Consider the following 23,193-nt stretch of genomic DNA (forward strand, 5'->3'; position numbering starts at 1 on the left):
GCATGGCGTACACCATCCTCGTCGCGGACGATGAACCGGCCATCCGCACCATGCTGGAGGTCATCCTGTCGGCCGACGGGCATGACATCGTGGCAGTGTCGGACGGCAAGGCCGCGCTCGACTATCTCAGGGACCATACGCCGGACGTGATGCTGCTGGACATCAAGATGCCGCACATGGACGGCTTTGAAATCTGCTCCCGCGTGAAGCGCATCAAGCGCCTGCGAACCATTCCTGTGCTGCTTCTCACGGGCTTCGACGATGATCAGACACGCGACCATGCCAAACTCGTGGGCGCAGACGATATCGTGTACAAGCCGCTGTCCGGGAAGAACCTGCGCGGCCGCGTGAACCAGCTGGTGGAGGCGCGGCGGCGATAGACCGGGGGGCAGGCGGAACGGAGTCCCCACCTTGATCTTTGTCCTGCGCTTCTTCAAATTCCTGTTCTCGCTGCTGATCGCCGCCCTGGTGGCCGGGGTCGGCGTGGCCGCCACCTACGGCACCAAGTGGTTCCGCGAACTGCCGGACTACCGGCAACTCGACAACCTGACCCGGTCGCTCGGCTCGGAGACGAAGGTGTACGCGCGCGACAACACGCCGCTGGGCACCCTGATTCCGCGCATCGGGGATCAGGCGATTTCGCGTACCATCGTGACCCTCGACGAGATCAGTCCCTTCATGGAGGCGGCGCTGATCAGCAACGAGGATCGCCGGTTCTTCGAGCATTACGGCCTCGATCCCTACGGGTTGGGGCGGCAGTTCCAGCGTGTCGCGCGGGGCGAGACGGTGCAGGGGGGCAGCACCCTGACCAACCAGCTCGTGAAGAACACGCTGCTGCTCGCCGAGTACAACCAGGCCCGCACCCCGGACCGGAAGGTGAAGGAATGGCTGCTGAGCGTGCAGGTCGAGCGGTCGTTCACCAAGGAGGAGATCCTCCAGTCCTACCTGAACACGGTCTACTGGGGCGATGGCGGGCCGGTCGAACTGTACGGCATCTACGCAGCGGCGCAGGCGTATTTCCGCACCACGCCGAAAAAACTGACGCTGGCGCAGAGTGCGTACCTGACGGTGCTGGTTCCGAGCGCAGGGAGGTACTTCAATTACAAGGCCATGCGGCCGCTGATGAAAACGCTGTTCTCGCGTATGGTCGAGGACAAGTGGATCACCCAGGCGCAGGCCGATGCGGCGTGGCACGAGAACCTCCAGCCGCGCGGGTGGAAGGTCGTCTATGACGCCAACGGCAACGTCACGAGCGCGACGCTGGTCGACCGGACGGCCAAATTCCTGAAGTCGGTGGTAACCACCCGCGCGCCGCACTTCATGGGACAGGTCGAGCAGGAACTCGTGCGGCGCTTCGGGCGCGACAAGGTGTACGGCTCGGGCGGACTGCGCGTCTACACGACTCTCGACCCGAAACTCCAGACCGCCGCCGAGACTGCCAGCCGCGAGACCACCTACCTGCCGCCGGGAGCGACCCTGGCCGCCACGATCCTCGATCCGTACACCGGCGAGGTGCTCGCCATGATCGGCCAGAAACTCAGGGGCGACACGCCACCGGATGCGTGGAACAACGCCGCGCAGGGCCAGCGGCAGATCGGGTCGACCATCAAGCCGCTGCTGTACACCACGGCCCTGTCGACCGGCCTGTCGCAGGCGCACGAGGAAGACGACAAGCCCATCGAATACCCCTGCCCGACCTGCAAGGGAGGGGTGTACGCCCCGGGCGACTTCGAGGGCGCCATGCAGAACCGGCCCATGACGCTGCGCGAGGCGCTCGACCGTTCGCTGAACCTGGTCACGGTGCGGCTGGCCGACCGGATCGGCCTGCAGACCTTCTTCGGCAAACTGCGGGAACTGGGCATTCCCCCGAACGACGGCACCGGGCTGGCCGCGGCGCTGGGAGCCGTGGAGACCACGCCGATCAAGATGGCCGCCGCGTACGCGCCCTTCGTGAACGGCGGGCTGTACCGCGCGCCCCGCTACATCTCGCGCGTGACCACGGCGCGGGGAGAGGTGCTGTACGACGCCGCCAACGACCCCATGCGCCCCGCGCGCGTGTGGACGCCGCAGGTGGCGTTCCTGGGCCTGGACATGATCCGGGGCGTGGTGAACGACTGGACGGAGCGGCAGGGCGGGATCGCGTCCCGCTCTAAGTTCGGGGACTGGCCGGTGGCCGGGAAGACCGGCACGAGCAACGAGGTCAAGGACCTGTGGTTCGTGGGCACCACGCCGCTGTACACAGGAGCCGTGTGGGTGGGCAAGCAGCGTGGCGGCGGCAACGCGAGCACCTATTACTCCGGCTGGGTGGCCGCGCCCATCTGGCGGCGCATGATGGAACTGGCCCACCAGGGGCAGACCGTCCGGCAGTTCAGCGAGCCGCCCGGCATCCTGTACGCGGACTCGCCGGATCCCGCCCATCTGGGCGAGCAGGTCAAGATCGCGGTGCTGGATCCGCAGTACAAGGACGCCGCGAATACCGAGCTGCTGGCCGATGCTCCACCGCCCACCACCTACCGTGAGACCAGCTACGTGCGGCCGACGACCGATCCGCGCACGGTCGTGATCAGCGTGGATCGCACGACCAACCGGCAGGCCACGGAGTTCACCCCGCCGGAGAACATCGTGGAGCGCCGCGTGTACCTCGAGCAGCTTCCGGCGTATGCGCCGGATCCCAACCCTCAGCCCCTCCAGGACGAGAAGCCCGATCCGGAGGCCGTCAAGGGGACGCCGAAGGGAGGAACCGCTCCACAGACGGCACCGGCACCCACGCCCGCCGCGCCGTGAAGCCCTCTCACCGCGTCCCCACACGTGGTTCCGGCCCCCGGCGCATCATGGCGGACATGACCCTGAGGCGTGCTCCCCTGCTGACCCTGCTGCTGGCCCTGGCGAGCATGCCCGCGCAGGCGCGTGTGCGCCTGGGCGAACCCCTGCCCGCGCATCCCTGGGTCAGTCCGGGCCGCGAGGTGATCGTGGTGTACAGCCATGACTGCGGCGATCTGGGCGAGCTGTGGCAGGCCATCCTGGCGAGCGGGCTTCCGGTGAGGGCGGTCAACGCCGAGACCATCGCGGCTCCGGCGCCAGCGGGCGTGAACGTATGGCGCGGCGACGAGGCGACGGCCTTCGCCCGGACGCTGCGGGTCGGCGCTTACCCGGCCGTGCTGTTGGTACAGGGCGGCCACATCCTGAACGCCTGGGAAGGCACCTTTCAGGGGGATCTGGGGCTGAAGGAACTGGACGGCTCCGCCCACCTCGGCCCAGTGCCAACCCAGCCCTGACGGGCAGAACAGGACGCCTGCCCCGCCGGAACCCAGGTGGAGCCGCTACACTCCGCGCATGGGTGTATCCGTGGCCTCCCCGACGCTGACGATTGCGTTCGCGGCGGGCGTACTGTCGTTCCTGAGCCCATGCGTGCTGCCGTTGGTGCCCAGCTACCTGGGCGTGATCGGCGGGGCCAGAGCGCCGCTGTGGCGGGCACTGGGCTTCATCCTGGGCTTCGGGCTGGTGTTCATCGCGCTGGGCGCCACGGCCAGTTCTCTGGGCGCGGTGCTCGCGCCGCACAAGATCCTGCTGGGTCAGGTGGCCGCCGTGCTGATCGTCTTCTTCGGCCTGGTCATGCTGGGCGTGATCCGGTTTCCGTGGTTGATGCGGGATACCCGCGCGCTGGCCGATGCGGGCGGCTACGGTCCGGTGGCGCTGGGGGCCGCCTTCGCGTTCGGGTGGAGTCCGTGCCTGGGCCCGGCGCTGGGCAGCATCCTGGGGCTGGCGGCCAGCACGGCCAGTCTGGCCAGTGGCGTGGGTCTGCTCGCGGCGTACACGCTGGGGCTGGCCGTCCCGTTTCTGCTGGCGGCCGTGCTGTGGCACCGGCTGAACCTGCGGCGCCTGAACCGCTACGCGGGCGTGTTCGAGAAGGTGGGCGGCACGGTACTGGTCGTGGTGGGCGTGATGATGCTGACCGGGCAGTTCACGCGGCTGGCAGCCTTCTTCTACCAGGTGATGCCCGTGTGGCTGCGGGTGTGACGCCCACGACCACTGGTCTCTCCGGCATAGAGGGCGCGTTCGCCGTGCAGCTCCGGGACGTGTGGATGCGCCTGGGCCGCGAGGTGATCCTCCGGGGCGTCACCGTCGATGTGGCAGCCGGAGAGGGCATTGCCCTGCTGGGAGAGAATGGAGCCGGGAAGACCACGCTGTTGCGGGTGCTCGCCTCCTCACTTCGCCCCACGCGCGGCGAGGGACGGGTGCTGGGCTTCGACCTGCGTGACGGCCGCTCGGTGCGGGAGGTCATCCACCTGATGCCGGTGGACGCGGGCCTGTACCCGGACCTGAACTGCGCGGAGAACCTGGAATTCACCCTGCGCATGTACGCCCAGCGGGGCGACGTGCCGGGAGCGCTGACCCGCGTGGGGCTGGAGGCGGCTGCCGGCCGCCGGGTGCGGTACCTGTCGGCCGGGATGCGCAAGCGGCTGGCGCTGGCCCGCGCGTGGCTGCTGGCCCGGCCGATCACCCTGGTGGATGAACCCTTCGCGAATCTCGACGAGGCGGGCCGGGCGCTGGTGCTGGAACTGCTGGGTGACCTGCGGTCGCGTGGCGTGACCCTGGTGATCGCCGCGCATGAGCCGGAGCTGGCGCGGCAGGTCGCCCCACGGGCGCTGAGACTCGCGGGCGGCGTGCTGGTGGACGCTTGAACGGCGCGTTCAGGGTCGCGTGGGCCGTGGCCGCCAAAGATCTGCGCGTGGCGGGCCGGACGCGGGATTCCCTGCTGGCCACGGCCTTTTTCGCGGGGCTGGTGCTGCTGATCCTGGGACTCGCGCTGGTCGGCAACGAGACGCGCACGCCGGCTCAGACCGCGGCGATGGCCGCAGGGGCGCTGTGGACGGCGCTGGCCCTGTCGGCGGCGGTCGGGGCGCAGCGGGCCTTTGCCCAGGAGCAGGAGGCGGGCGCCCTGGAACAGCTGATGCTGATGCCGGGGCCGCACGGAGCGCTGTACCTGGGCAAACTGCTGGGTGTGTTGGGGCCGCTTCTGCTGGTGGCCGCCTTCGCCGTGCCGGTCGGCCTGATCCTGTTTGGGGCGGCCGGGGCCGGGCGAGCGGTGCCGTGGCCCGCCCTGGCCCTGACCACCCTCCTGGGCGTGGTGGGGTTCGCAGCCGGGACGACCTTCTACGGGAGCATCACGGTCAGCCTGCGGGCGCGCGAGGCGCTGCTGCCCGCGCTGGCCTTCCCGATCGTAGTGCCGGTCGTGATCGCCACGGTGAAGGCCACGGCCCTGCTGCTGGCCGAGGGCTGGTCGGTCGAGGTGGGAACCTGGCTGTCGTTCCTGGCGGCCTTCGACCTGGGCACGGTGATCCTGGCGACCCTGCTGTTCCCGTTCGCGGCCGAGGGCTGACCGGGCCGGCGCGTCCTCAGCGGACAGCAATGAGAAGCACGGCGCGGCCATCGTGGTCGCCGGTCGTGGTCATGGGCGTCTCGACGCGCGAACCCAGGTTCAGGTATGACGACCGCCTGTAGATGGAGCGCGCTGTGAGCCGGGCCGCCAGATCCTCGCGCGCCACCTGGAACGAGTTGTATGTGTGGTGGGGCGTGGGCAGCAGGCTGAGATCCTCCCGGCTGAACGCCCCGGTGAACACGTAGCCGTCAGCGATCTTCCACGGGCCGAACAGCCGGCCGTGATTGTTGGAGGTGTAGGCGGGGCCGTCGCTGAACGCCTCGCTCCGGCCCGTGCGGGGGAACTGTGGCCGGAACTCGCCGTTCAGCAGGCCCCAGTACCCGTCACTGTGCATGGAACGGGGCGGGTACCCGGCGGCCGACATGGCGCCGAGCAGGCGGGAGCTCGCCTCGTCCGGGGTGCGGGCCGCGCGGTCGATCAGCACAACGTTCACGGGCTCGCGCAACGTCCGGCTGTGGTAGGGCTGATCCAGCCAGGTAGAGGGACGCAGGTTGCCGGTCATCATCCAGACGCCCACGTCCCCAATCCTGGGGACGTGCTGCACGTCTCCCACAGCAGGCTGGTAGGTGGTCGCGCCGGGGGTGGGTTGGGCCTGCGGCACCGGCGCACACGCGATCAGCAGGAGCAGCAGGGCGAGGGGGGCGGCCACAGGCCGGGCAGTGGAGCGGGTGACCAAGGGAACCTCCGGGAGCGCGGTGGAGCGGCATCGGCGCAGGGTGTGCTGTCAGCATAGGGGACGGCTCCCTGGGGACACTCGCACTTGTGGCCGTGGCCAGGGCGCGCGATCTTGCCGCAAGTGAACAGTCCGACCCGCACCGGCTCACGGTGCCACCCTGTTCGGGGGTTCAGAATGAGGAACGACATGCGAAGAGATCTCACGACGACGCTGCTCGGTGCGGCGACCCTGCTCACGCTGCTGGTGGCGGCCGGGCTGGGCCTGAGCGCCCCCCTCGATATCAACCAGGGCTCCCTGGTCCGCCTGATGTTCGTTCACGTGCCCTCGGCGTGGCTCAGTTACCTCGCGTACGGCGGCACGGGCCTGTTCGGCCTGCTGTACCTGATCCGCCGTGAACGCCGCTGGGATCGGCTGGCTATGAGCAGCGCCGAGATCGGGGTGCTGTTCACGGTGGTGACCATTGTGGGCGGCATGCTGTGGGCCAAACCGACCTGGGGCACGTACTGGGTATGGGACGCGAGACTGACGACCACCGCCCTGAGTCTGGTGGTGTACGGCGCGTACCTGCTGATCCGCACGCTGATCGACGACCCGGATCGCCGCGCGCGCGTGTCGGCGGTGGTGGGGCTGGTGGGCACGCTGTACGTGCCGATCAATTACATGGCCGTGGAGTGGTGGCGGGGCGTGCACCAGACGCAGACCCTGAAGCTACTCGGAAAGGTGCGCTTCGATGCGGCGCCAGTGTACGGCTGGGTGCTGCTGATGGCCACCGTGGCCTTCACGCTGCTGTACTTCTACCTGCTGCGGGTGCGCGCGATCCTTGCCGCCCGTGAGGACGCCCGCGAGGAACTGGACGTGCAGGCGGGCCTGACCACCCTGGGAACCGCCCGTGGATAAGTACGCGGCCTACGTGATCGTGGTGTACGTAGTGACCTTCGGCCTCCTGCTGGCATATCTGGTGTGGATGTGGTGGCGGCTGCGGTCTATGCACGAAGGCGGTGACAAACGGTGACGACGTCTCCCCCGCCCGTGTCGGCCCTGCCGCAGGCGCGACGCCGTCGCCGGTCACCGCTGCCGGTCGTGCTGGGCGTGGTGGCGCTGGTCGGCCTGACGGGCTTCATCGCCTTCGGCAACCTCGGCAAGAGTCTGGAGTACTTCGTGACCCCAACCGAGTACGCGCAGCAGCGCGCGCAACTGGAAGGCCGGCCCCTGCGGATCGGGGGGCTGGTGCAGCACGTGAAGTACGACCCGCAGACCTTGCAGCTGGCCTTCACGGTCACGGACGGCGGGGCCAGCGTCCCGGTGACGTACAAGGGAGCCGTGAGCGACCTCTTCAAGGAGGATCAGGGCGTGGTCGTGCGCGGAATCTTCCAGGGAGACACCTTCCACGCTTCCGAGCTGATCGTGAAGCACTCCGAGGAGTACAACGTGCCCAAGACCCAGGCAGACATGAAGAACCTGCTGCGGCAGAGCCAGTGAGGAGACGCACCCGCCGATGCTGAACCTGATCTCGTGGTCGTCGAGCCCACTGGGCGCGCTGGGGCAGCTCTCCCTGCTGGCCGCGCTGGGCTTCACCCTGGCGGGCCTGGGCCTGTCGGTGGCGGGGGGCGTGCGCCCGGACGCCCGCGTGACGGAGGCCGCCCGGCGCAGCACCTGGGCGGTGTTCGCCCTGGTCACGCTGACTTGCGTGATTCTGATGGTCGCGCTGCTGCGCGACGACTTCACGGTGCGGTACGTGGCCGAGCATTCCATGCGGGCCTCGCCGCTGTGGGTGAAGATCACCAGCCTGTGGGGCGCGCTGGCGGGCAGCATCCTGCTGTGGACGTGGCTGCTCGCCGGGTACACCTTCATCCTTGGACTGACCCTACGCCGTGACGCGCTGCGACCCTGGGCGCTGGGCGCGATGTTCGCGAGCCTGCTGTTCTTCGTGGGGGTGTGTGCCAGCGTGGCGTCGCCGTTCACGCCGCTGGCCACGGTACCTGCAGATGGCCTCGGCCCGAACCCGGCGCTCCAGAACCACTGGATGATGGCCGTGCATCCGGTGCTGCTGTACATGGGCTTCGTGGGCCTGAGCGTGCCCTTCGCCTACGCGGTGGCCGCGCTGGTCACAGGACGCCTGAGCGACCACTGGGTCACCGTCACGCGCCGCTGGACGCTGGTCGCGTGGACGTTCCTGACCGCCGCCATCGTCGCGGGCGGCTGGTGGAGTTACGAGACGCTCGGCTGGGGCGGGTACTGGGCATGGGATCCGGTCGAGAATGCCAGTTTCATTCCGTGGCTGCTGACCACCGCTTTCCTGCACTCGGTGCAGATCCAGGAAAAGCGCGGCCTGATGCGCTCGTGGAACGTGTGGCTGATCGTCCTGGCGTACTCCAGCACCGTGCTGGGCACCTTCCTGAACCGCAGCGGCATCGTCCAGAGCGTGCATGCCTTCGCCGGTGGGCCGGTCGGGCCGGTATTCCTGGGGTTCCTGGCGCTGCTGCTGGTCTCCGGGATCGCGCTGGCCGCGTGGCGGTCGCCGCGCCTGCGCGACGAGGGTGAGCTGCCCGACCCGGTGAGCCGCGAGGGGGCGTTCCTGGCCGGGAACTGGATCTTCCTGGTGTTCGCGTTCATGGTGCTGCTCGGCACGCTGTTCCCGACCTTCGTGGAGGCGTGGCAGGGTCGCCGGGACGCCTCGGTCGGGCCGGCCTTCTACAACGCCTTCGCCATTCCGCTGGGGCTGGGCCTTCTGCTGCTGATGGGCGTGGGGCCGCTGCTGCCTTGGCGGCGGGCCGATGGACAGACCTTCTGGCGGGCGCTGCGGCCCCTGCTGATCGCCGGGCTGGGCGCGGCGCTGCTGGCGTTCGTATTCGGAGTTCGCAGCGTGGGCGTCCTCGCCACGGTGGCCCTGGCTGCGTACAACCTGCTGGGCCTGGGGCTGCTCACCGCCCGCGCCGTTCGGCAGGGCGGCGGAGCAGGGCGCACCCTGAAGCTCAACCCACGTCGGTATGGAGCGTACCTCGCACATGTGGGGCTGGTCGTGGTGGCGCTGGGCCTCGCGTTCAGCGGCACCTACCGCGCCGAGGCGCAGGCGACCCTGAACCTGGGCGCCAGCCCGACCCCGCTGCTGCGGGAGCAGGTGCAGGTGCAGTCCATCCGCCGGGAGACCCTTCCCTTCGGCGGCACCACCGTGGCAAGCGTCCTGATCGACGGTCGGCCCTTCCAGGCCCGGTTGAACACCTACACGCAGGCCGGAAACACCGCTTACCCCGCTCCCGCCGTCCGCTACTCCGTCCTGGGTGACACGTACCTCGTCCTCACGGCGCTGGACTCTGCCGCCACGCCGAGATGGGCGAGCGTGCACCTGATCGAGAGCCCGCTAGTGTCGTGGATCTGGTGGGGCACGCTGATCATCTGCGTGGGCGCCGGGCTGACCCTGGTACCGCCGGGCCGCGTGGCCGCCCGCAGCGTGCCTGCGGGCCTCGCCCCGGCCACGGATTGACCGTCCATCTACCCTCCACGCCCAAGTGTCCGGCCCGCCCTTCCGGAGATCGAGAACCCCGATGACCACACCATCCCCTGAATCCACCGTTCCACGTCCTTCCTCTCCGGCCGTGCCAACGTGGCGGCGTGTGCTGCCGCCCGTAATTGCCGCCACGCTGGTCGCGGTGCTGGGCTACACCCTGCTGCGGCCCGCCCACAACGCCACCACCGGCGGTCCCCTGATCGGCAAGGCCGCCCCGCCGTTTACCCTCAAGAGCCTGGACGGCGTGCCCATCAGCCTGAGCCAGCTTCAGGGCCGTCCGGTCGTCGTGAACTTCTGGGCCTCCTGGTGCGTGCCGTGCCGCGAGGAAGCGCCCATGTTCCGCGAGCTGGCCGACAAACAGGGCGGAGCGTCCGGCGTGGCGATCCTGGGCATCCTGTTTCAGGAAACCAGTGAGAAGAGCGCGCGCGACTTCATCCGAGAGTACGGGCTGGCGTACCCGAACCTGAACGACCCCGGCATCAACACGGGCGTGGATTACGGCGTATCCGGCATTCCCGAAACGGTGTTCATCGACAAGACCGGGGTGGTGCGCTACATGGACCGGGGCGGCTTGACCCGCGAGCGTCTCAACGCCGGGCTCGTGACCATCGGCGTCCCCGGCATCTGATGCAGCTCCACCGCCTTGCCCCCACCGTCACGGCCGCCCTGGTGATGTCCTTCGCGCTGGGGGCCTCCCCCACCCTGACGCCCGTCCAGGAAGCGCGGGCCATCGCCATCCAGAAGAACCTGCGCTGCCCGCTGTGCGACACAGGCGAGTCCATTGAGCAGTCACGCAGCGATATCAGCGTGAAGATGCGCTCCGATGTGCGCGAACAGGTCGCTGCCGGGAAGCCCGACGCCGAGATCTACGCCTTCTTCGCGCAGCGCTACGGGAATTTCGTGCTGCTGGACCCGCCCAAGAGCGGCCGGAACCTGCTGCTGTGGGGAGCGCCCCTGCTGGCCCTGCTGGCGGGCGGAGGCGTGTGGTGGACGTTTCTGCGGCGCCGACCCACGTCCGCGACGATCACGCCGGTCACCGAGCCGGAGCCCTTCGACTCCTATCTGGATCAGGTGCGGCGCGAGACCCGCCCCGGCGGGGAGGGCTGATGGCCAGCATGATCCTGCTGGTCGTGATCGTGCTGGTCGCGCTGTGGCTGATTGTCGAACCCCTGCGGCGCGGGCAACTGGCCGATCCGGATGCCGCGCGGCGAGATGACCTGCTGGCCGAACGAGACCGCCTGTACACCGAGCTGGCGGCCCCCGCCGAAGAGGCCCGGCGGCCCGACCTGGAGCGCCGCGCCGCGCGAACCCTGCGCGCCCTGGACGGCCTGCCCCCGGCCCCCGGCCCCGGCGGGGCGCGGCGGCTGGCCCTGGGCGGCCTGATCCTGGCCGCGCTGGTCACGGGCATCGCCGCCGTGACGGTCGTGCCGCGCTGGCAGCTCGCGTCCCTCGACGCGTCGGAGGCCTCGAACGTGCAGGCCGTGCTGAGCCTTCCGCAACTCCGGGCACGGGCTGAACAGTCGAAAGCGAACGCCGACTACATGGCGTGGGGGAAGGCTGCCTTCGACTCCGGGCAATACGACCAGGCACTGACCGCCTACGGTAACGCCCTGAAGCTCGATCCGCGCCAGCCGGTCGCCCTGCGGCGCCTGGGCATCCTGCTGCTCACGCGGGGCGAGCAGACCGGCCAGAAGATCAGCGAGCAGGAATCGACGCAGGCGGCGCTGCTGGTGCGCACAGCCGCGCAGCTCGCTCCGAACGACCCGGAATCGCAACTGCTGCTGGGGTACACGCTGGCCCGCTTCGGTCAGAGTCAGGACGCCCTGGGCGCCCTGGAACGCTACCGCACCCTGAATCCCAGCGGCCGGGACGCCGACGAGCTGATCACGGCCCTGCGCGCCCGCCTGCAACAGAGCGACCCGGCCCTGAGCGTGTACGCGGCGAGTTGCGCCAGCTGTCACGGCCCGGCGGGTGGGGGCGGCATCGGCCCAAGCCTGCGTGCCTCCACCCTCACGCGGAACGCCCTGGCGGACATCATCCGGCACGGCCAGGGGGCCATGCCCGCCTTCCCGAATCTGAAGGCCACCGATCTGACCCTCCTGCTGAACCTGCTGGAGGGCTGGCAGAAGGCCGGGAAGTGAGCCCCCCCCAGCCCAGACTGACGCGGCGGGCCGTCTTGGAGCGCTGGTGGATGCTGCCGGTCGCGGGCACGCTGGGCACCTTCGCCTACCTCGGCTGGTACGCCACTAGGGTCACCTTCCGCAAGGAGGGCGCGGGGCCGCCCGAGTTCGCGGCGCAGACGCCACAGGTCATCGGCACGCTGGCCGACCTGCCCTCCGAGTGGGCGGAGCGTCCTTTCACCTACGCGGGCCGTCCCTGTACCCTGCTGCGCGTGCCGGATGCCGTGGCGGGCGGCCTGGACGGAGCGGGCGGTGCCCACTTCATCGCGTACTCGCGCATCTGCACCCACCTGGGCTGCACCGTGAACCTCGTGCGGAATCCGGAGGTGCTGGCCTTCGCCTTCAACTACCGCCCGCCACAGGACGCGCTGTACCCGCGCCTGGGCTGCCGCTGCCACTTCAGCGTGTTCGATCCCCTGCACGCGGGCGTGGCCGAGTTCGGCAAGGCCCGGGCGCCCCTGCCCCGCGTGCGCCTGGAACAGCGTGGCCAACAGATCTGGGCGACCGGGATCGAACCGGCCCCCGCGCCGGAAAGCTGAGAGAATGGCGGACATGGCCGAGCTCGGAACCCTGCGGATGACCACCGGCGACGTCGCTGCCGCCTCGGCCATCCTGATCGCGGCGGCCACGGCGCTGGTCACGCGGGGCGAGGCCTTGTGGCCACCCGACACGCTGACGCCCGAGCGGCTGCTCCGGCACTACCCCGCCGCGTCCTGGCGGGTCGCGTGGCAGGGCGAGCGGGCGGTCGCGTGCATGTCACTGCTGGATTGCGACCTGCCCTTCTGGCCGGACGACCCTCCCGGTGTGGCCCTCTACCTGCACAAGCTCGCCGTGCATCCGGAGGCCCAGAGGCTCGGTCTGTCCAGCTGGATGGTGCAATACGCGGAAGCGGAAGCCCGTAGGGCAGGCGTCCAGGCTCTGAAACTCGATACAGGCACCGACCGGCCCAAGCTCCGCGCCCTGTATGAACGCAGCGGCTTTCGCCCGGTCGGTCAGAAGACCGTCTTCGGGTTCAATGTCACGCTGTACGTGCTCGACCTGCAGTAGGTCGGCGGCTTAAGTGCGCGCACCGACCAGATTCGCGCCCCTGAGCAGCATGCCCTGCGCCTGCTCCAGCGCCGACACCTGCAGGGCCATCTGCGCAACGATGCCACGCACCAGTTCGAATTCGGCCGGCGTCGTCCAGCCGGGGCGGGGAATGAGTTTCATGAGCTCCTCGAGGTGATCCGACGCGGCCACATCGCGTAGGCGGGCATTGAGCGCGCGGACGTCCTTGCTCAGGCCCTTCAGGTCGTGGGGTACCACTTTGAGAGCCGGCTGGGCATCGGTGGCCGCTGAGGCATGGGTGGTCATGGTTTCCCTCCTGTGGGTGGGCGTGTTCCGGCGAGTGTCTCCCCCCCGGAAGTGCGGCCGGAACGACGCCTGCCTGAATCATCGAACACGGGGCATGATCAGACCATGATCGGTGCGGTGCCCGGCGCAGGGTACGATCAAGGTGTATGTCACAGTCCACTGACCCGACCGCTGCCGTGACGCCTCCATTGCCGTTGATCGTGAGTGCCGGCGAGGCCCTGATCGACCTCGTGACGGGCGGCGGGAACGCGTGGCACGCACATCCGGGCGGCGCGGCGTGGAATGTGGCGCGGGCCTGCGCGGCGCTCGGCGTGCCCAGCGCCTTCGCGGGGGCCGTCGGGCAGGACAACTTCGGGGATGACCTGAAGCGTGAGAGCGACGCAGCAGGCCTCGATCTGAGGTTCCTGCAACAACTTCCGGCCCCCACACTGATCGCGGTGGTGTATTCGGCCACTCCACCCGCGTACCGCTTCCTGGGCGAGAACAGCGCGGACCTGCTGTTCGACCCGGCGCAGCTTCCGGACGGCTGGCTGTCCCAGGCCCGCTGGATGCACGTGGGCGGGATCAGCCTCAGCCGCTGGCCGCTGGCTGACACGCTGCTGGCCCTCATCGACCACGCGAAGGCGGCCGGCGTGAAGATCAGTTTTGACCCCAACGCCCGGATCACCCACCGCCACCCGGACTATCCGGCGGTGTTCGAGCGGGTGCTGCGCGCCGCCGACCTGATCAAGTTCAGCGATGAAGACCTGGACTTCTTCTACCCGAAAACCACCGAGGAAGAGGCGCTACGGCTCCTGCGCGGCCTGAACCACGACGTGCCGATCGTGATCACCCGCGGCGCGCAGGGGGCCACGCTGTACCACTCAGCAGGCACCGTGAACCTGCCGACCTTCCCCGTGCAGGTCGCGGATACCGTCGGGGCTGGCGACGCCCTGTGCGCGGGCCTGCTGGTCAGCGCCACGCGCCGCCCGGAAGCCATCTGGACGGAACACCTGCGCGTGGGACTGAAGGCCGCCGCCGTGGCCTGCGCCCATGCCGGCGCCTACGCCCCGACGCAGGCGGATCTGGACGCCATGAGCTGACGACCTCCCGTCCCACCATCTAAGCGGAGACCACTTATAGGCCTCCGCTTCGTTCTGGACGTGCATCCCAGTGTGCTCAGCCCACTGAGTTCTGCGCGAAATGGCTCAAGCCTCCCAGAGGCCGATCCGCCCTGTCAGAGGACGAGGTGGGCGTCGTCCTGCTCGGCCATCATGCGCAGGAAGGCATCGACGTACTGCGGATCGAACTGCCGGCCGGCCTGCATGCGGATCTCGTTCAGGGCGCGGTCACGCGTCCACGCGGGCTTGTACGGCCGGGCGTTCGTGAGGGCGTCGTACACGTCGATGATCGTGAACAGCCGCGCCGTGTCCGGGATGTTCTGGCCACGCAGTCCGGCGGGGTACCCGGTGCCGTCCCAGCGTTCATGGTGGTAGCGCACCAGGTCGAGGGTTTCGGCGGGCAGGAAGTGCAGATCCTGGAGCATGTCGTACCCGACGGTGGTGTGCGTCTGGATCACGCGGCGCTCCTGCGGATCGAGTGGCCCGCGCTTGTGCAGCACGGCATCCGGGATGGCCAGCTTGCCGAGGTCGTGCAGGTACGCGCCCCAGCGCAGGGCCTTGACCTGGTCCTCGGCCCAGCCGAGGCGACTCGCCAGCCGCTCGGAACTGCGGACGACGCGGCTGGTGTGGCCGCCGGTGTCGTCGTCGCGGCGTTCCAGTGCGGCGCCCAGCGACCGCAGGGTCAGGTCGTTGGCGTCGCGCAGTTCGCGGATGGCGTTCCACTGGCCCAGCTGCGCGCCGAGCAGGCGGGCGAAGGACGCGATCACGCTGGTTTCGTCCTCGTCGAACTCGACGTCCTCGCTCCGGGTCAGGATCAGCACGCCCAGATGCGTCGTGGCGCGCCCGTACACGGCGGCCACGTGATACCGGCGCCGCTGGGGTTTTTTCAGCAGGGCCAGGACTTCCTCGGCGACCCAGTGATCCGCCTGCACAGAACGGCTGTCGCTGTCGCTGGGGTGGATCGGTCGTTCCAGGAAAGCCTCGAAGGCCCCGCGCGCCGCGAGGATCATCGGCGTGCCCTGGCGGTACGCGACGAAGGCCATGTTCGGCGCGACCTGCAATTTATCGAGGATGTTGATGCCCGCGCGGATGATGGCGTCGGCATCCCTGGCTTCCGCGAGGCGTTCACTGCCCGCCCGCAGCGCAGCGACGGTATTGCGCTGCCACGTCAGTTCTCGGGTGGAGCCCTGCTCACGCAGGGTGATGAAACCCAGACCCCCGATCATCAGGAGGGCACCGACGAGGTCGAAGACGCCGGTGGTTCTGCCGGGAACCACCAGCGACACGACGAATCCGACCGCGTACACGCCGACGGCGAGCCAGCGCGCCGCGCCGCCCATGGGCCAGGTGACCACGCCGATCAGGAGGGCTCCTCCGGCGAGCAGGACGGGTTGGTGGGTGAGGGCCGCATAGCCAACCGCACCCAGGCACAGCAGGAGCAGCAGGAGCGACCACGCGGACGGTCGGGACACGCCAGAAGTGTAGCATTCCATGAAGCGCCCCTAAAGATCGACTTCCACACCTTCTGGGGGGCCATCCGGGGGCGCAGGGGTGGCTGTCAGGCCCCCGGTGTGGTGGGCGGTATGCTGTCGACCCAGACCGTTTTCTGATCCGTGTAATGCACCTGCCCGGCAGGCGCGCCGCGTGGTCGCCACACGAATTTCACGCGGGTGTAGTCCACGGGCACGTTGCCGCCGCCACGCGCCTTGCTGTGGGCCGCCGCCAGCTGCGCGGCGTACAGGATGTCCGTCGGCGCCAGTTCCTTGCCGCCGGTACGCACCAGCACATGGCTGCCCGGATAGCCCTGGGCATGAAACCAGTAGTCCTGGCTGCGGCCCAGGCGGTGGGTCAGCGTGGCGTTCTCCTTGTTGTTGCGGCCGATCAGCACCTCGAACCCGCCAGGCGTGACGGCGCGCATTCCGTAGGGACTCTTCTCGGGCCGCTCTGCCTGAAGGCAGTCGGACAGCGCCTCCAGTTCCTCCAGGGTGGCGTCGTCCAGGCGGGCGACCCTGGCCTCCGCCTCCGCGAGTTCTGTGCGCAGCGTGGGCTCACGCTCGGCCAGGCGTTCGTACACGTCCTCCCGCCGCCGGGCCCGGGTGTAGCGTTTCTCGGCGTTCTGCACGGCACTCAGCTGCGGCTCCAGCGCGATGGGTCGCTGGCCGCTGCCGTCGAAGGCAGGCAGCTCCGTGTGGCTGGCCCCACCCGGCACCTCGGCCGCGTAGGCCATCAGCAGATCGGCCTCCTGGCGGTCGTGGTGGGCGGCCTCCAGGCCCTGCTCGGCGCGGCCGACATCCGCGAGCTGGTTGCGCAGCAGCGTGAGGCGCTTGTCGAGCGGGTCGCGCAGGGCCTTGCGCAGGGCGACCGCCTTCTCGCTGCGAATCGCCTCACGCGCGCCGTCCTGCATGATGCCCTCGCTCACGCTGGGGTCGTCTGCCAGGGTGGCCAGCGCGTCCAGCACCTGCGGCCAGCGATCGCCGGGAATCTCGTCCGGGCGCAGACCGGAGCGGCGCACGAGTTCCGCACCGAGCAGCGGCCCCAGGCCGTCCAGGTGCTCCCGCCAGCGGCCCACGGGCACGGTCGAGAGCGCCTGAGCGTCCGTGCCCGTCAGCGTGCGCGGGTCGGGCTTGTCATAAGGGGGCGGCGGCGTGTACGGCCCTCCGCTGCGGATGGTGCGGAAGCGGTTGCGGCGACCGGTCACCTCGCGCGCGGCCATCAGGATGCGTCCGGCAAAGCCCTCGCCGGGTTCGAGGAGCAGCAGATTGGCGTTGCGACCGGTGACCTCGAAGATCACGCGGGTCGGGGCCTGATCCACGAAGCCCGCCTCGCCGCCGAAGTGCAGAACCACCACGCGGTCGAGTTTCAGCTGCTCCACCTGCAGCAAATCACCCCGGGCGCGGGCCACCAGGGTACGCTGGAAGGGACTGCGGGGATCACCTCGCAACCGTTCGCGGGACAGAAACAGCGCGGGCTGGGGCGGCCGGTACGCGAGCACCAGGTTGCCCTGCCGTTCGAGCAGGAGGGCGGCGGTCGTCTCGTCCGGGAACACCCAGCCGAGGGTACGGGCGGGCAGGTGGGGGGCGAGGTCGCGCAGCACCCGCGCGAGCATCAGGCCTTCCACGGAGTACCTCCGGCAGACACGGGAACGGGAACGGAGGTCATCCAGTCATGGTAGCGCCCACACGGGCACACGGACGGCCCCGCATGGAGGCCGTCCGTGTGTTCAGGGTCGTCGGTCGCTTACCAGAAGTTACCGAGACGGAAGGAGAACTTGCCGTTGCCGTTCTGCGGGGAATACCCGTAGTCGAAGCGCAGGCTGGGGAGCAGGGCCCCGCCGATCCCGAGGTTCAGCTGCATTCCCGCCCCGAACCCGTAATTCAGCTTGGCGGCGGTCGTGTCGCTCCAGGCCGTGCCGGCATCGGCGAACACGACGCCGTACAGGCCCTGGGCGATGCCGGACTTCAGGCCGAAGTCGTAACGGTACTCGGCGCTGCTGGTCACGTAGTGCGTGCCGAACAGGGCCGCGTTGTCCAGGCCGCGCAGCTGGAACGCGGGGTTCGGGCTGCTGCCGCCCCCGATGGAGAAGCCGGTGCCGGCCGGCGCGGTGTCCGGGCTCAGGATCGTGCCGGCGTTCAGGCGCACCGCGACCACCTGCTGCTTGGTCTGGACGTTCAGTTCCTTCTCCAGCGTGCGGCCGAACCCGTAGTACCCGATGATCCCAGCCTGCACGTCGGTCCACGACAGCGGCGTGCTGCCCTGACGGCCGACGTTGTACCCAGCGGCCAGACCGCTGCGCAGGCCCCGGCCGGGGAATTCGGCGTTGTCCGTGCTGTCGTAACTGAGCCCGCCGCTGACGCGCGTGGTGACGGACGAATCCGGAATGAGCGGTGTGGCGTAGGTGGCCGGGACGAGCACTTCTGTCTCGGTGGTGGTGCCGGCGCTGTCGGTGGACTTGACCTTCACCTTGGCATTGCCGTCCTGAATGCCGGTGGTGGAGTCCTCGGCGAGGGCCTCGAGGTAGTACGTCCGGTACGAGACGCCCACACCCACGTTCGCGCTGAGGTACTTGGTGAGGTTGCGGCCAGCGCTGACGCTGAAGCTGGTGGTGCGCGTGGTGTAGTCGAAGCCCGTGTCGCTGCCCGCGTCCGGCGTGACGACCGTGGTGCCGTCGGAGCCGGTCAGGGTGCCGCTGGTGGCCGTGGTCAGGATCGGCGTGTTCCCGGTGACGTTGCTGCCCGCCGTGACGCTCAGGCTGGTGGGCACCTTGCGGAAGTCCAGGAAGTCGAAATCCAGCCACGGAATGGTGTAGGACACGTTGCCCACGAGGTTCTGGCCCGCCTGGTTCTGCTGCGCGCCCACGCCCACCGTGAAGTTGTGGCCCAGCCCGAAGGCGTTGGTGTTGGTGTAAGCGGCGTCGCCGCCCCAGCCGCCCGCGAAGGAATCGTAGGTGAGGCCCAGGTTCACGGGAATCCCGGTCGTGGTCTCGCTCAGGCCGAGCACGTAGGTCACGTTTTCCGGGTTGGCCGGGTCACTCTTGACCGTCTCGGTCGTGACCTTCACGAAGCCCAGGCGCGAGATCGAGCCCAGCGAGGCACGCAGCTGGTTGAGGTTGAAGGCCGTCCCCGGTGCCGGCAGTTCGCGCAGGATCACGCGGTCGACCGTACGGTGTTTGCCCGCCCACTGGAGTTCGTAGCCGACGAGTTTCACCTCGCGCACGGTGTAGGTTAGGACGCCCTCTTTGAAGGTGATCGCGTCGCGGGTGCTGATCTCGTACCCGGCCTTGCGGTACACGTCGCGCAGCGCGAGGAAGTCGTCCTGCGCGAGCTGCGGGGTGTAGGTGTCGCCGACCTTGGTCTTCACGGCGGCCAACAGCTGAGCGGTGGGCACCAGGGTGTTCCCAGTCACGGCGATGGACTTCACCGGGCCGGTGGCGACATCGGCCGCGCCGAATAGCACCGTGACCTGCGCCGGGTTCTGCGCGTCGGGTTGCAGCGCGAAGCCCACGGGCTTGCCGGTCTGGTTGGCCAGGGTGCGCACGTCCGCCTGGATGGACGCGAGCGTCAGCGGCTTGCCCGCCTGCGTCTGGAGCGTGGCCTTGATGTCGCCCAGGTCGCTGGTGTCGATCGCGGCGACCTTCCCTTCCAAGGCCTTGACCTTCAAAACGCCGCCCTCGAGGGTGCTGCCCTTCGTGTCGACGCCACTCTGGAGGTAGCCGGCCTGGTCGTAGGCCTGCTGGAGCTGCGTCACGGCGGCGTAGTAGGCGTCCGGGGTGAACTTCTTGCTGTCGTACAGCGGCTTGAAGATCGCGGTCACGGTGCTGGCCGGCAGGAGCGTGACGCCGGAGACCTCGACCCGTTTGATGGGTGCGGTCTCGTCGACCACGAAGCTCACGGTGGCGGTGCCGTCCTTGTTGGTCTTCACGTCCGTGCTGATGCTGGGCGCGAAGGGGTAGCCTTCCGCGTTGTAGTTGTTGGCGAGGGCTTCCTTGGCCTGCTCGAGGCGCTGGGTGTTCAGGGTCGCGCCGGGCGCGATGTTCAGCAGTTCCCCGATGGACTTCTTGAAGCCGTCGGCCGGCAGGAAGGTCAGGCCGCTCGCCTCGACGGCGCTGATGGTGGGATTGGACGTGACCGTGATGTACAGGGTGTCCTTGCCGCTGACCGTGCGCAGTTCGGCCACGGCGGTCTTGAAGTACCCACTGGCGATGACCTCCTGCTCGACCTGACGCAGGTTGACGCTGGACAGCGGAACGCCCGCCTGGACGGTCAGGGTGGCGCGCAGGAAATTGGCCAGCAGTTCGCTGGTGCCGACCACGGTCACATCCTGCACGGTGCCGGTCGTCTGGGCGACGGCGGGCGCGGCGAGGAGGACGGTGACGGCGAGCGTGAGGGGGTGTCGCATGCTTCTCCTAGTGTCGCACATGGCCCTGAAATCGCCCCCGCAGCGACGATGTCGGTGGGGGCCAGGCGCGGCGAAAACCAAGTCCACAGTTGCCGCTCCGCGCCTGAGAAGGGTGAAGAAGTGCCGATCAGACCGGACTCGGGGCGGTATGGGGCTTGAGCTGACCCGAAGCTTACGGGACAATCACCGGTGATGACCGTCCGTCGAACCTTCCTTGATCTGCCGGGGCGTGGCTCCAGGCCGAGCACGCCGTGAGCCTGCCCGACGTCTTGGCGGGCCTGCGCCGCGCCGAACAGGCGGCTGGCCGGCCGGCGGGCAGTGCCCGACTGGTCGCCGTGACGAAAGGCCACCCGCTGGCGGAGATCGACACGCACGTGCTGGCCCACGGCACGTTCCCGCTGGGCGAGAGCCGTGGTCAGGAACTGCGGGACAAGTCAGCCGAGCGTCCGGAGCTGGAGTGGCATTTCATCGGGCCGCTGCAACGCAACAAGGTGAAGTACCTGTCGCGGGTCAGCCTGGTACACACCATCGAGGCCGCGTGGCAGGCCGAGGCGATTGCGCAAGCCGCGCAGGGCTGGGGCCACGCGCCGGACGTGCTGCTGCAACTTCACAACGGAGAGGCCCAGAAACACGGCGTGCTCGCGGCAGACCTGCCGGACACGCTGCGCGCCGTCCAGGCGACGGGTCTCCGGGTGCGCGGCCTGATGGTGATTGCGCCAGACGTGGAGACGGGCGCAGATCAGGCGGGTATCCTGCGGGTGTTCCAGGACACGGCCGACCGTGCCCACGACCTGGGCCTGGCTGAACTCAGCATGGGCATGAGCGCTGATTACCCCCTGGCCGTGCAGGCCGGCGCCACCCTGATCCGGGTGGGAAGGAGTCTGTTCACGTGAAATCCACTCCGCTCGACATCCGGCACCAGGAGTTCCCGCAGCGCTTCAATGGCTACGACCGGCACAGCGTCCGCGCCTTCCTGAGCGACGTGGCCGAGGAATTCGAGCTGCTCCTGCAGCGCCAGCAGGATCAGCAGGAGTACCTCCTGGAGCTGGAAAAGCAGCTTGAGGAACGCAAGCAGCACGAGGACGAGATCCGGCGCGCCGTGGTGTCGGCCGAGCGGATCGCGCACGAGCTGCGTGAGAATGCGGCCCGCGAGAGCGACCTGCTGATCGCGCAGGCCAATGTGCAGCGTGAGGCCGTATTGCGGGATTCGCAGAGCCGCACGGCCGAACTGGAGGCCCGGCACCAGGCGCGTACCGCCGCTCTGGAGGCCGCCTTCCGGACGCGCTTCGCGGAACTGGAACGGCGGCTGCATGACCTGACCCTGGATCGCGACCGGGTGCAGGCCAATCGGCTGATGGAACTGGAGCGTGAATTCACGGAACGGCACTCGGAACTCAGCACGCGGCTCACCACTGCCCGGACGGAGTATTCGCACTTTCTCAGTGCATACCGCTCGCTGATGTCGTCGTTCGCGGAGATGTCCTCACAGCATCTGCTGCCCGCAGAGGCGGCGCTGAGTGCTCCGCGCCTGCCCTCGCACGAGACGCTGCCGCTGGTCGAGGGGCCGACCGCCGAGCACCTGGAAGCCACCATCCCGCCACAGGCGCCCGAGAGCGCGTGGCAAGATCCGGCCCAGTCACGGGACACCGTGCTCCAGTCGAAGGTGCTGGAGGCTGGCCTCGACACCCGCTCTGAGGACGGCGCCATTCCGGACGAGCCGGAGGCCAGCCGCGAGGATCGTCCGGGTGCCTGAACGCGTGGGCGTTGCCCTTCCCGAATTCGCGCTCCCGGTGAGCGACCCGGACTTCATCCGCGATCCGTATCCGCTGCTCGCGGAACTGCGCGCTCAGGCCCCCGCGGTATTCGATCCTGGATTGAACCGCGTCGTCCTGACCCGGCACGCCGAGATCAGCGCTCTGCTGCGTGACCGCCGCTTTGGGCGCAGCGCCCTCCACCGATACTCGCGTGACGAACTGGGCTGGCCGCCCCCCGATCCAAGGCAGGCGACCTTCGACGCGTTCAACAGCAACCACCTGCTGGATTCCGAACCGCCCAAACACACCAGACTGCGTTCACTGGTGGGGCTGGCCTTCACGCCGCGCCGCGTGGAGGCCCTACAAGCCAGGATCGAGGCGCTGCTGGCGGCCCAGCTCGCAGGAGTGCAGGGCGCGGGTTCCTTCGATCTGGTCAGCACCTATGCCGAACCCCTGCCTGTCACAGTGATCGCGGAGCTGCTCGGCGTGCCGCAGAGCGAGCGCTGGCAGCTGCGTCCGTGGTCGGCGGCCATCGTGAAACTCTACGAGCCCTCGCCCTCCGGCCAGGATCAGTACGCGGCCGAGCGGGCGGTGCGCGACTTCAGTGCCCTGCTGCGAGACCTCAGCGCCCAGCGCCGCGCCAGCCCGCAGGATGACCTGATCACCGCCCTGGTGCAGGTCGAGGCTCAGGGCGACCGGCTGACCGAACAGGAACTTGTGGACACCTGCATCCTCCTGCTGAACGCCGGACACGAGGCGAGCGTGAATGGCCTGTCGGCCGGAGTCCTCGCGCTGCTCAGACGGCCGCACCTGTGGCGGGAACTGGTGGACGCCGCGCCCCATGAGGGGAGCCTGCCGATCTTCCGCACGGCCACCGAGGAGCTCCTGCGCTTCGACACGCCCCTGCCGATGTTCGAGCGGATCGCCCTGGAGCCTGTGACGCTGCACGGCGCGGCCCTCCAGCCCGGCGACCGGGTGGCGCTGCTGTACGCCAGCGGCAACCGTGACGCCGCCGCATTCGTGGAGCCGGATGCCCTCGTGCTGGACAGAACCCCGAACCCGCACCTGACCTTCGGCCTGGGCATCCACTACTGCCTGGGAGCCCCGCTGGCCCGCCTCGAACTGGCGCAGAGCCTCCGCGCGCTGTGCCGGGCGCTGCCCGACCTGCGTCTGAGCGATCCGCAGGAACCAGGTCAGTACACCGGAGGCTTCGTCATCCGGGGCCTCGCCCGCCTAGACGTGACGGCCGGGTAGGAGGAGCCGCGGCGAGCCCATTCTGGGTGGAACGCT

Annotated in this window: 24 protein-coding genes; 19 read left to right on the plus strand and 5 right to left on the minus strand. The window is 69.2% G+C overall.

All coding sequences use genetic code 11. The features are described from left to right. Nucleotides 1-2 precede the first annotated feature (2 nt). From E7T09_RS05590 to E7T09_RS05610, 6 genes are all read left to right on the plus strand, one after another. Nucleotides 3-380, plus strand: a complete 378-nt coding sequence (locus E7T09_RS05590; protein WP_136388101.1) for a PleD family two-component system response regulator — start codon at nucleotides 3-5, stop codon at nucleotides 378-380. A 31-nt stretch (nucleotides 381-411) separates the two neighbouring features. Beyond that, on the plus strand, nucleotides 412-2,784 hold the full coding sequence (locus tag E7T09_RS05595; protein WP_168734710.1) for a transglycosylase domain-containing protein: 2,373 nt from the start codon (nucleotides 412-414) through the stop codon (nucleotides 2,782-2,784). Between the two features lie 56 nt (nucleotides 2,785-2,840). Continuing rightward, complete coding sequence (locus E7T09_RS21840) at nucleotides 2,841-3,275, plus strand: penicillin-binding protein (RefSeq protein ID WP_370293725.1); 435 nt, start codon at nucleotides 2,841-2,843, stop codon at nucleotides 3,273-3,275. Nucleotides 3,276-3,333: 58 nt separating this feature from the next. Then, a complete protein-coding gene (locus E7T09_RS05600) occupies nucleotides 3,334-4,017 on the plus strand; it encodes a cytochrome c biogenesis CcdA family protein (RefSeq protein ID WP_136388102.1) in 684 nt (227 codons plus the stop codon). Nucleotides 4,018-4,082: 65 nt separating this feature from the next. Further along, a complete protein-coding gene (gene ccmA / locus E7T09_RS05605; protein WP_136388498.1) occupies nucleotides 4,083-4,682 on the plus strand; it encodes a heme ABC exporter ATP-binding protein CcmA in 600 nt (199 codons plus the stop codon). Next, the gene (locus E7T09_RS05610) at nucleotides 4,679-5,380 is read left to right on the plus strand and encodes a heme exporter protein CcmB (RefSeq protein ID WP_136388103.1); all 702 of its coding nucleotides are present in this window, start codon (nucleotides 4,679-4,681) and stop codon (nucleotides 5,378-5,380) included. The genes ccmA and E7T09_RS05610 overlap by 4 nt, the downstream gene beginning before the upstream one ends. A 16-nt stretch (nucleotides 5,381-5,396) precedes the next feature. Here the strand turns inward: E7T09_RS05610 and E7T09_RS05615 are convergent, their stop codons facing one another. Beyond that, nucleotides 5,397-6,116, minus strand: coding sequence for a hypothetical protein (locus E7T09_RS05615; protein WP_136388104.1), 720 nt, complete (start codon nucleotides 6,114-6,116; stop codon nucleotides 5,397-5,399). A gap of 186 nt (nucleotides 6,117-6,302) precedes the next feature. Here E7T09_RS05615 and ccsA point away from each other — a divergent pair, with 186 nt between their 5' ends. The 9 genes from ccsA to E7T09_RS05655 all read left to right on the plus strand — a co-directional run bounded on the left by ccsA (nucleotide 6,303) and on the right by E7T09_RS05655 (nucleotide 12,848). Next, the gene (gene ccsA / locus E7T09_RS05620; protein WP_136388105.1) at nucleotides 6,303-7,013 is read left to right on the plus strand and encodes a cytochrome c biogenesis protein CcsA; all 711 of its coding nucleotides are present in this window, start codon (nucleotides 6,303-6,305) and stop codon (nucleotides 7,011-7,013) included. Then, nucleotides 7,006-7,128, plus strand: a complete 123-nt coding sequence (locus E7T09_RS22415; protein WP_255578407.1) for a hypothetical protein — start codon at nucleotides 7,006-7,008, stop codon at nucleotides 7,126-7,128. The genes ccsA and E7T09_RS22415 overlap by 8 nt, the downstream gene beginning before the upstream one ends. Further along, entirely contained in the window at nucleotides 7,125-7,595 is a 471-nt protein-coding gene (gene ccmE / locus E7T09_RS05625; protein ID WP_136388106.1) for a cytochrome c maturation protein CcmE, read from the plus strand. The genes E7T09_RS22415 and ccmE overlap by 4 nt, the downstream gene beginning before the upstream one ends. Before the next feature lie 16 nt (nucleotides 7,596-7,611). Beyond that, nucleotides 7,612-9,597, plus strand: a complete 1,986-nt coding sequence (locus E7T09_RS05630) for a heme lyase CcmF/NrfE family subunit (RefSeq protein WP_136388107.1) — start codon at nucleotides 7,612-7,614, stop codon at nucleotides 9,595-9,597. Between the two features lie 61 nt (nucleotides 9,598-9,658). Next, entirely contained in the window at nucleotides 9,659-10,249 is a 591-nt protein-coding gene (locus E7T09_RS05635; protein ID WP_136388108.1) for a TlpA family protein disulfide reductase, read from the plus strand. Then, nucleotides 10,249-10,728: a cytochrome c-type biogenesis protein gene (locus E7T09_RS05640; protein WP_136388109.1), complete on the plus strand. Its 480-nt coding sequence runs from the start codon at nucleotides 10,249-10,251 to the stop codon at nucleotides 10,726-10,728. The genes E7T09_RS05635 and E7T09_RS05640 overlap by 1 nt, the downstream gene beginning before the upstream one ends. Beyond that, complete coding sequence (locus E7T09_RS05645) at nucleotides 10,728-11,762, plus strand: c-type cytochrome (RefSeq protein WP_240741625.1); 1,035 nt, start codon at nucleotides 10,728-10,730, stop codon at nucleotides 11,760-11,762. Before E7T09_RS05640 ends, E7T09_RS05645 begins: the two co-directional genes overlap by 1 nt. Continuing rightward, nucleotides 11,759-12,340 (plus strand): ubiquinol-cytochrome c reductase iron-sulfur subunit, encoded by a 582-nt coding sequence (locus E7T09_RS05650; protein ID WP_240741626.1) that lies wholly within the window; start codon nucleotides 11,759-11,761, stop codon nucleotides 12,338-12,340. The genes E7T09_RS05645 and E7T09_RS05650 overlap by 4 nt, the downstream gene beginning before the upstream one ends. A 13-nt stretch (nucleotides 12,341-12,353) precedes the next feature. Beyond that, a complete protein-coding gene (locus E7T09_RS05655) occupies nucleotides 12,354-12,848 on the plus strand; it encodes an N-acetyltransferase (RefSeq protein ID WP_240741627.1) in 495 nt (164 codons plus the stop codon). Nucleotides 12,849-12,857: 9 nt separating this feature from the next. Here the strand turns inward: E7T09_RS05655 and E7T09_RS05660 are convergent, their stop codons facing one another. Then, entirely contained in the window at nucleotides 12,858-13,154 is a 297-nt protein-coding gene (locus tag E7T09_RS05660; protein ID WP_136388110.1) for a hypothetical protein, read from the minus strand. 146 nt (nucleotides 13,155-13,300) lie between these two features. On the opposite strand from E7T09_RS05660, the gene E7T09_RS05665 reads away from it, so the two are divergent. Beyond that, nucleotides 13,301-14,236, plus strand: a complete 936-nt coding sequence (locus tag E7T09_RS05665) for a carbohydrate kinase (protein ID WP_136388111.1) — start codon at nucleotides 13,301-13,303, stop codon at nucleotides 14,234-14,236. Nucleotides 14,237-14,370: 134 nt separating this feature from the next. Here the strand turns inward: E7T09_RS05665 and E7T09_RS05670 are convergent, their stop codons facing one another. From E7T09_RS05670 to E7T09_RS05680, 3 genes are all read right to left on the minus strand, one after another. After that, the gene (locus E7T09_RS05670) at nucleotides 14,371-15,726 is read right to left on the minus strand and encodes an HD-GYP domain-containing protein (RefSeq protein WP_240741628.1); all 1,356 of its coding nucleotides are present in this window, start codon (nucleotides 15,724-15,726) and stop codon (nucleotides 14,371-14,373) included. A gap of 86 nt (nucleotides 15,727-15,812) precedes the next feature. Further along, entirely contained in the window at nucleotides 15,813-17,372 is a 1,560-nt protein-coding gene (locus E7T09_RS05675) for an NFACT family protein (protein WP_136388113.1), read from the minus strand. 119 nt (nucleotides 17,373-17,491) lie between these two features. Then, on the minus strand, nucleotides 17,492-20,149 hold the full coding sequence (locus E7T09_RS05680; RefSeq protein WP_136388114.1) for an outer membrane protein assembly factor: 2,658 nt from the start codon (nucleotides 20,147-20,149) through the stop codon (nucleotides 17,492-17,494). Nucleotides 20,150-20,400: 251 nt separating this feature from the next. On the opposite strand from E7T09_RS05680, the gene E7T09_RS05685 reads away from it, so the two are divergent. Genes E7T09_RS05685 through E7T09_RS05695 form a run of 3 tightly spaced genes read left to right on the plus strand, consistent with a single transcriptional unit; the run spans nucleotide 20,401 to nucleotide 23,157 of the window. Further along, nucleotides 20,401-21,042: a YggS family pyridoxal phosphate enzyme gene (locus E7T09_RS05685; RefSeq protein WP_136388115.1), complete on the plus strand. Its 642-nt coding sequence runs from the start codon at nucleotides 20,401-20,403 to the stop codon at nucleotides 21,040-21,042. Further along, a complete protein-coding gene (locus E7T09_RS05690; protein ID WP_136388116.1) occupies nucleotides 21,039-21,902 on the plus strand; it encodes a DivIVA domain-containing protein in 864 nt (287 codons plus the stop codon). The genes E7T09_RS05685 and E7T09_RS05690 overlap by 4 nt, the downstream gene beginning before the upstream one ends. Next, nucleotides 21,895-23,157: a cytochrome P450 gene (locus E7T09_RS05695; RefSeq protein WP_240741629.1), complete on the plus strand. Its 1,263-nt coding sequence runs from the start codon at nucleotides 21,895-21,897 to the stop codon at nucleotides 23,155-23,157. Before E7T09_RS05690 ends, E7T09_RS05695 begins: the two co-directional genes overlap by 8 nt. Nucleotides 23,158-23,193: the final 36 nt, after the last annotated feature.

It is taken from the genome of Deinococcus sp. KSM4-11 (assembly GCF_004801415.1).
GTDB lineage: Bacteria > Deinococcota > Deinococci > Deinococcales > Deinococcaceae > Deinococcus.

Excerpts from the sequence above, each read along its gene's own strand:
- E7T09_RS05590 (WP_136388101.1), top strand. The coding sequence starts at position 3 with ATGGCGTACACCATCCTCGTCGCGGACGATGAACCGGCCATCCGCACC.
- E7T09_RS05635 (WP_136388108.1), top strand. The coding sequence starts at position 9,659 with ATGACCACACCATCCCCTGAATCCACCGTTCCACGTCCTTCCTCTCCG.
- E7T09_RS05645 (WP_240741625.1), top strand. The coding sequence starts at position 10,728 with ATGGCCAGCATGATCCTGCTGGTCGTGATCGTGCTGGTCGCGCTGTGG.
- E7T09_RS05665 (WP_136388111.1), top strand. The coding sequence starts at position 13,301 with ATGTCACAGTCCACTGACCCGACCGCTGCCGTGACGCCTCCATTGCCG.
- E7T09_RS05680 (WP_136388114.1), bottom strand. The coding sequence starts at position 20,149 with ATGCGACACCCCCTCACGCTCGCCGTCACCGTCCTCCTCGCCGCGCCC.
- ccmA (WP_136388498.1), top strand. The coding sequence starts at position 4,083 with ATGCGCCTGGGCCGCGAGGTGATCCTCCGGGGCGTCACCGTCGATGTG.
- E7T09_RS05600 (WP_136388102.1), top strand. The coding sequence starts at position 3,334 with ATGGGTGTATCCGTGGCCTCCCCGACGCTGACGATTGCGTTCGCGGCG.
- E7T09_RS21840 (WP_370293725.1), top strand. The coding sequence starts at position 2,841 with ATGACCCTGAGGCGTGCTCCCCTGCTGACCCTGCTGCTGGCCCTGGCG.
- E7T09_RS05630 (WP_136388107.1), top strand. The coding sequence starts at position 7,612 with ATGCTGAACCTGATCTCGTGGTCGTCGAGCCCACTGGGCGCGCTGGGG.
- E7T09_RS05660 (WP_136388110.1), bottom strand. The coding sequence starts at position 13,154 with ATGACCACCCATGCCTCAGCGGCCACCGATGCCCAGCCGGCTCTCAAA.
- E7T09_RS05640 (WP_136388109.1), top strand. The coding sequence starts at position 10,249 with ATGCAGCTCCACCGCCTTGCCCCCACCGTCACGGCCGCCCTGGTGATG.
- E7T09_RS05655 (WP_240741627.1), top strand. The coding sequence starts at position 12,354 with ATGGCCGAGCTCGGAACCCTGCGGATGACCACCGGCGACGTCGCTGCC.
- ccsA (WP_136388105.1), top strand. The coding sequence starts at position 6,303 with ATGCGAAGAGATCTCACGACGACGCTGCTCGGTGCGGCGACCCTGCTC.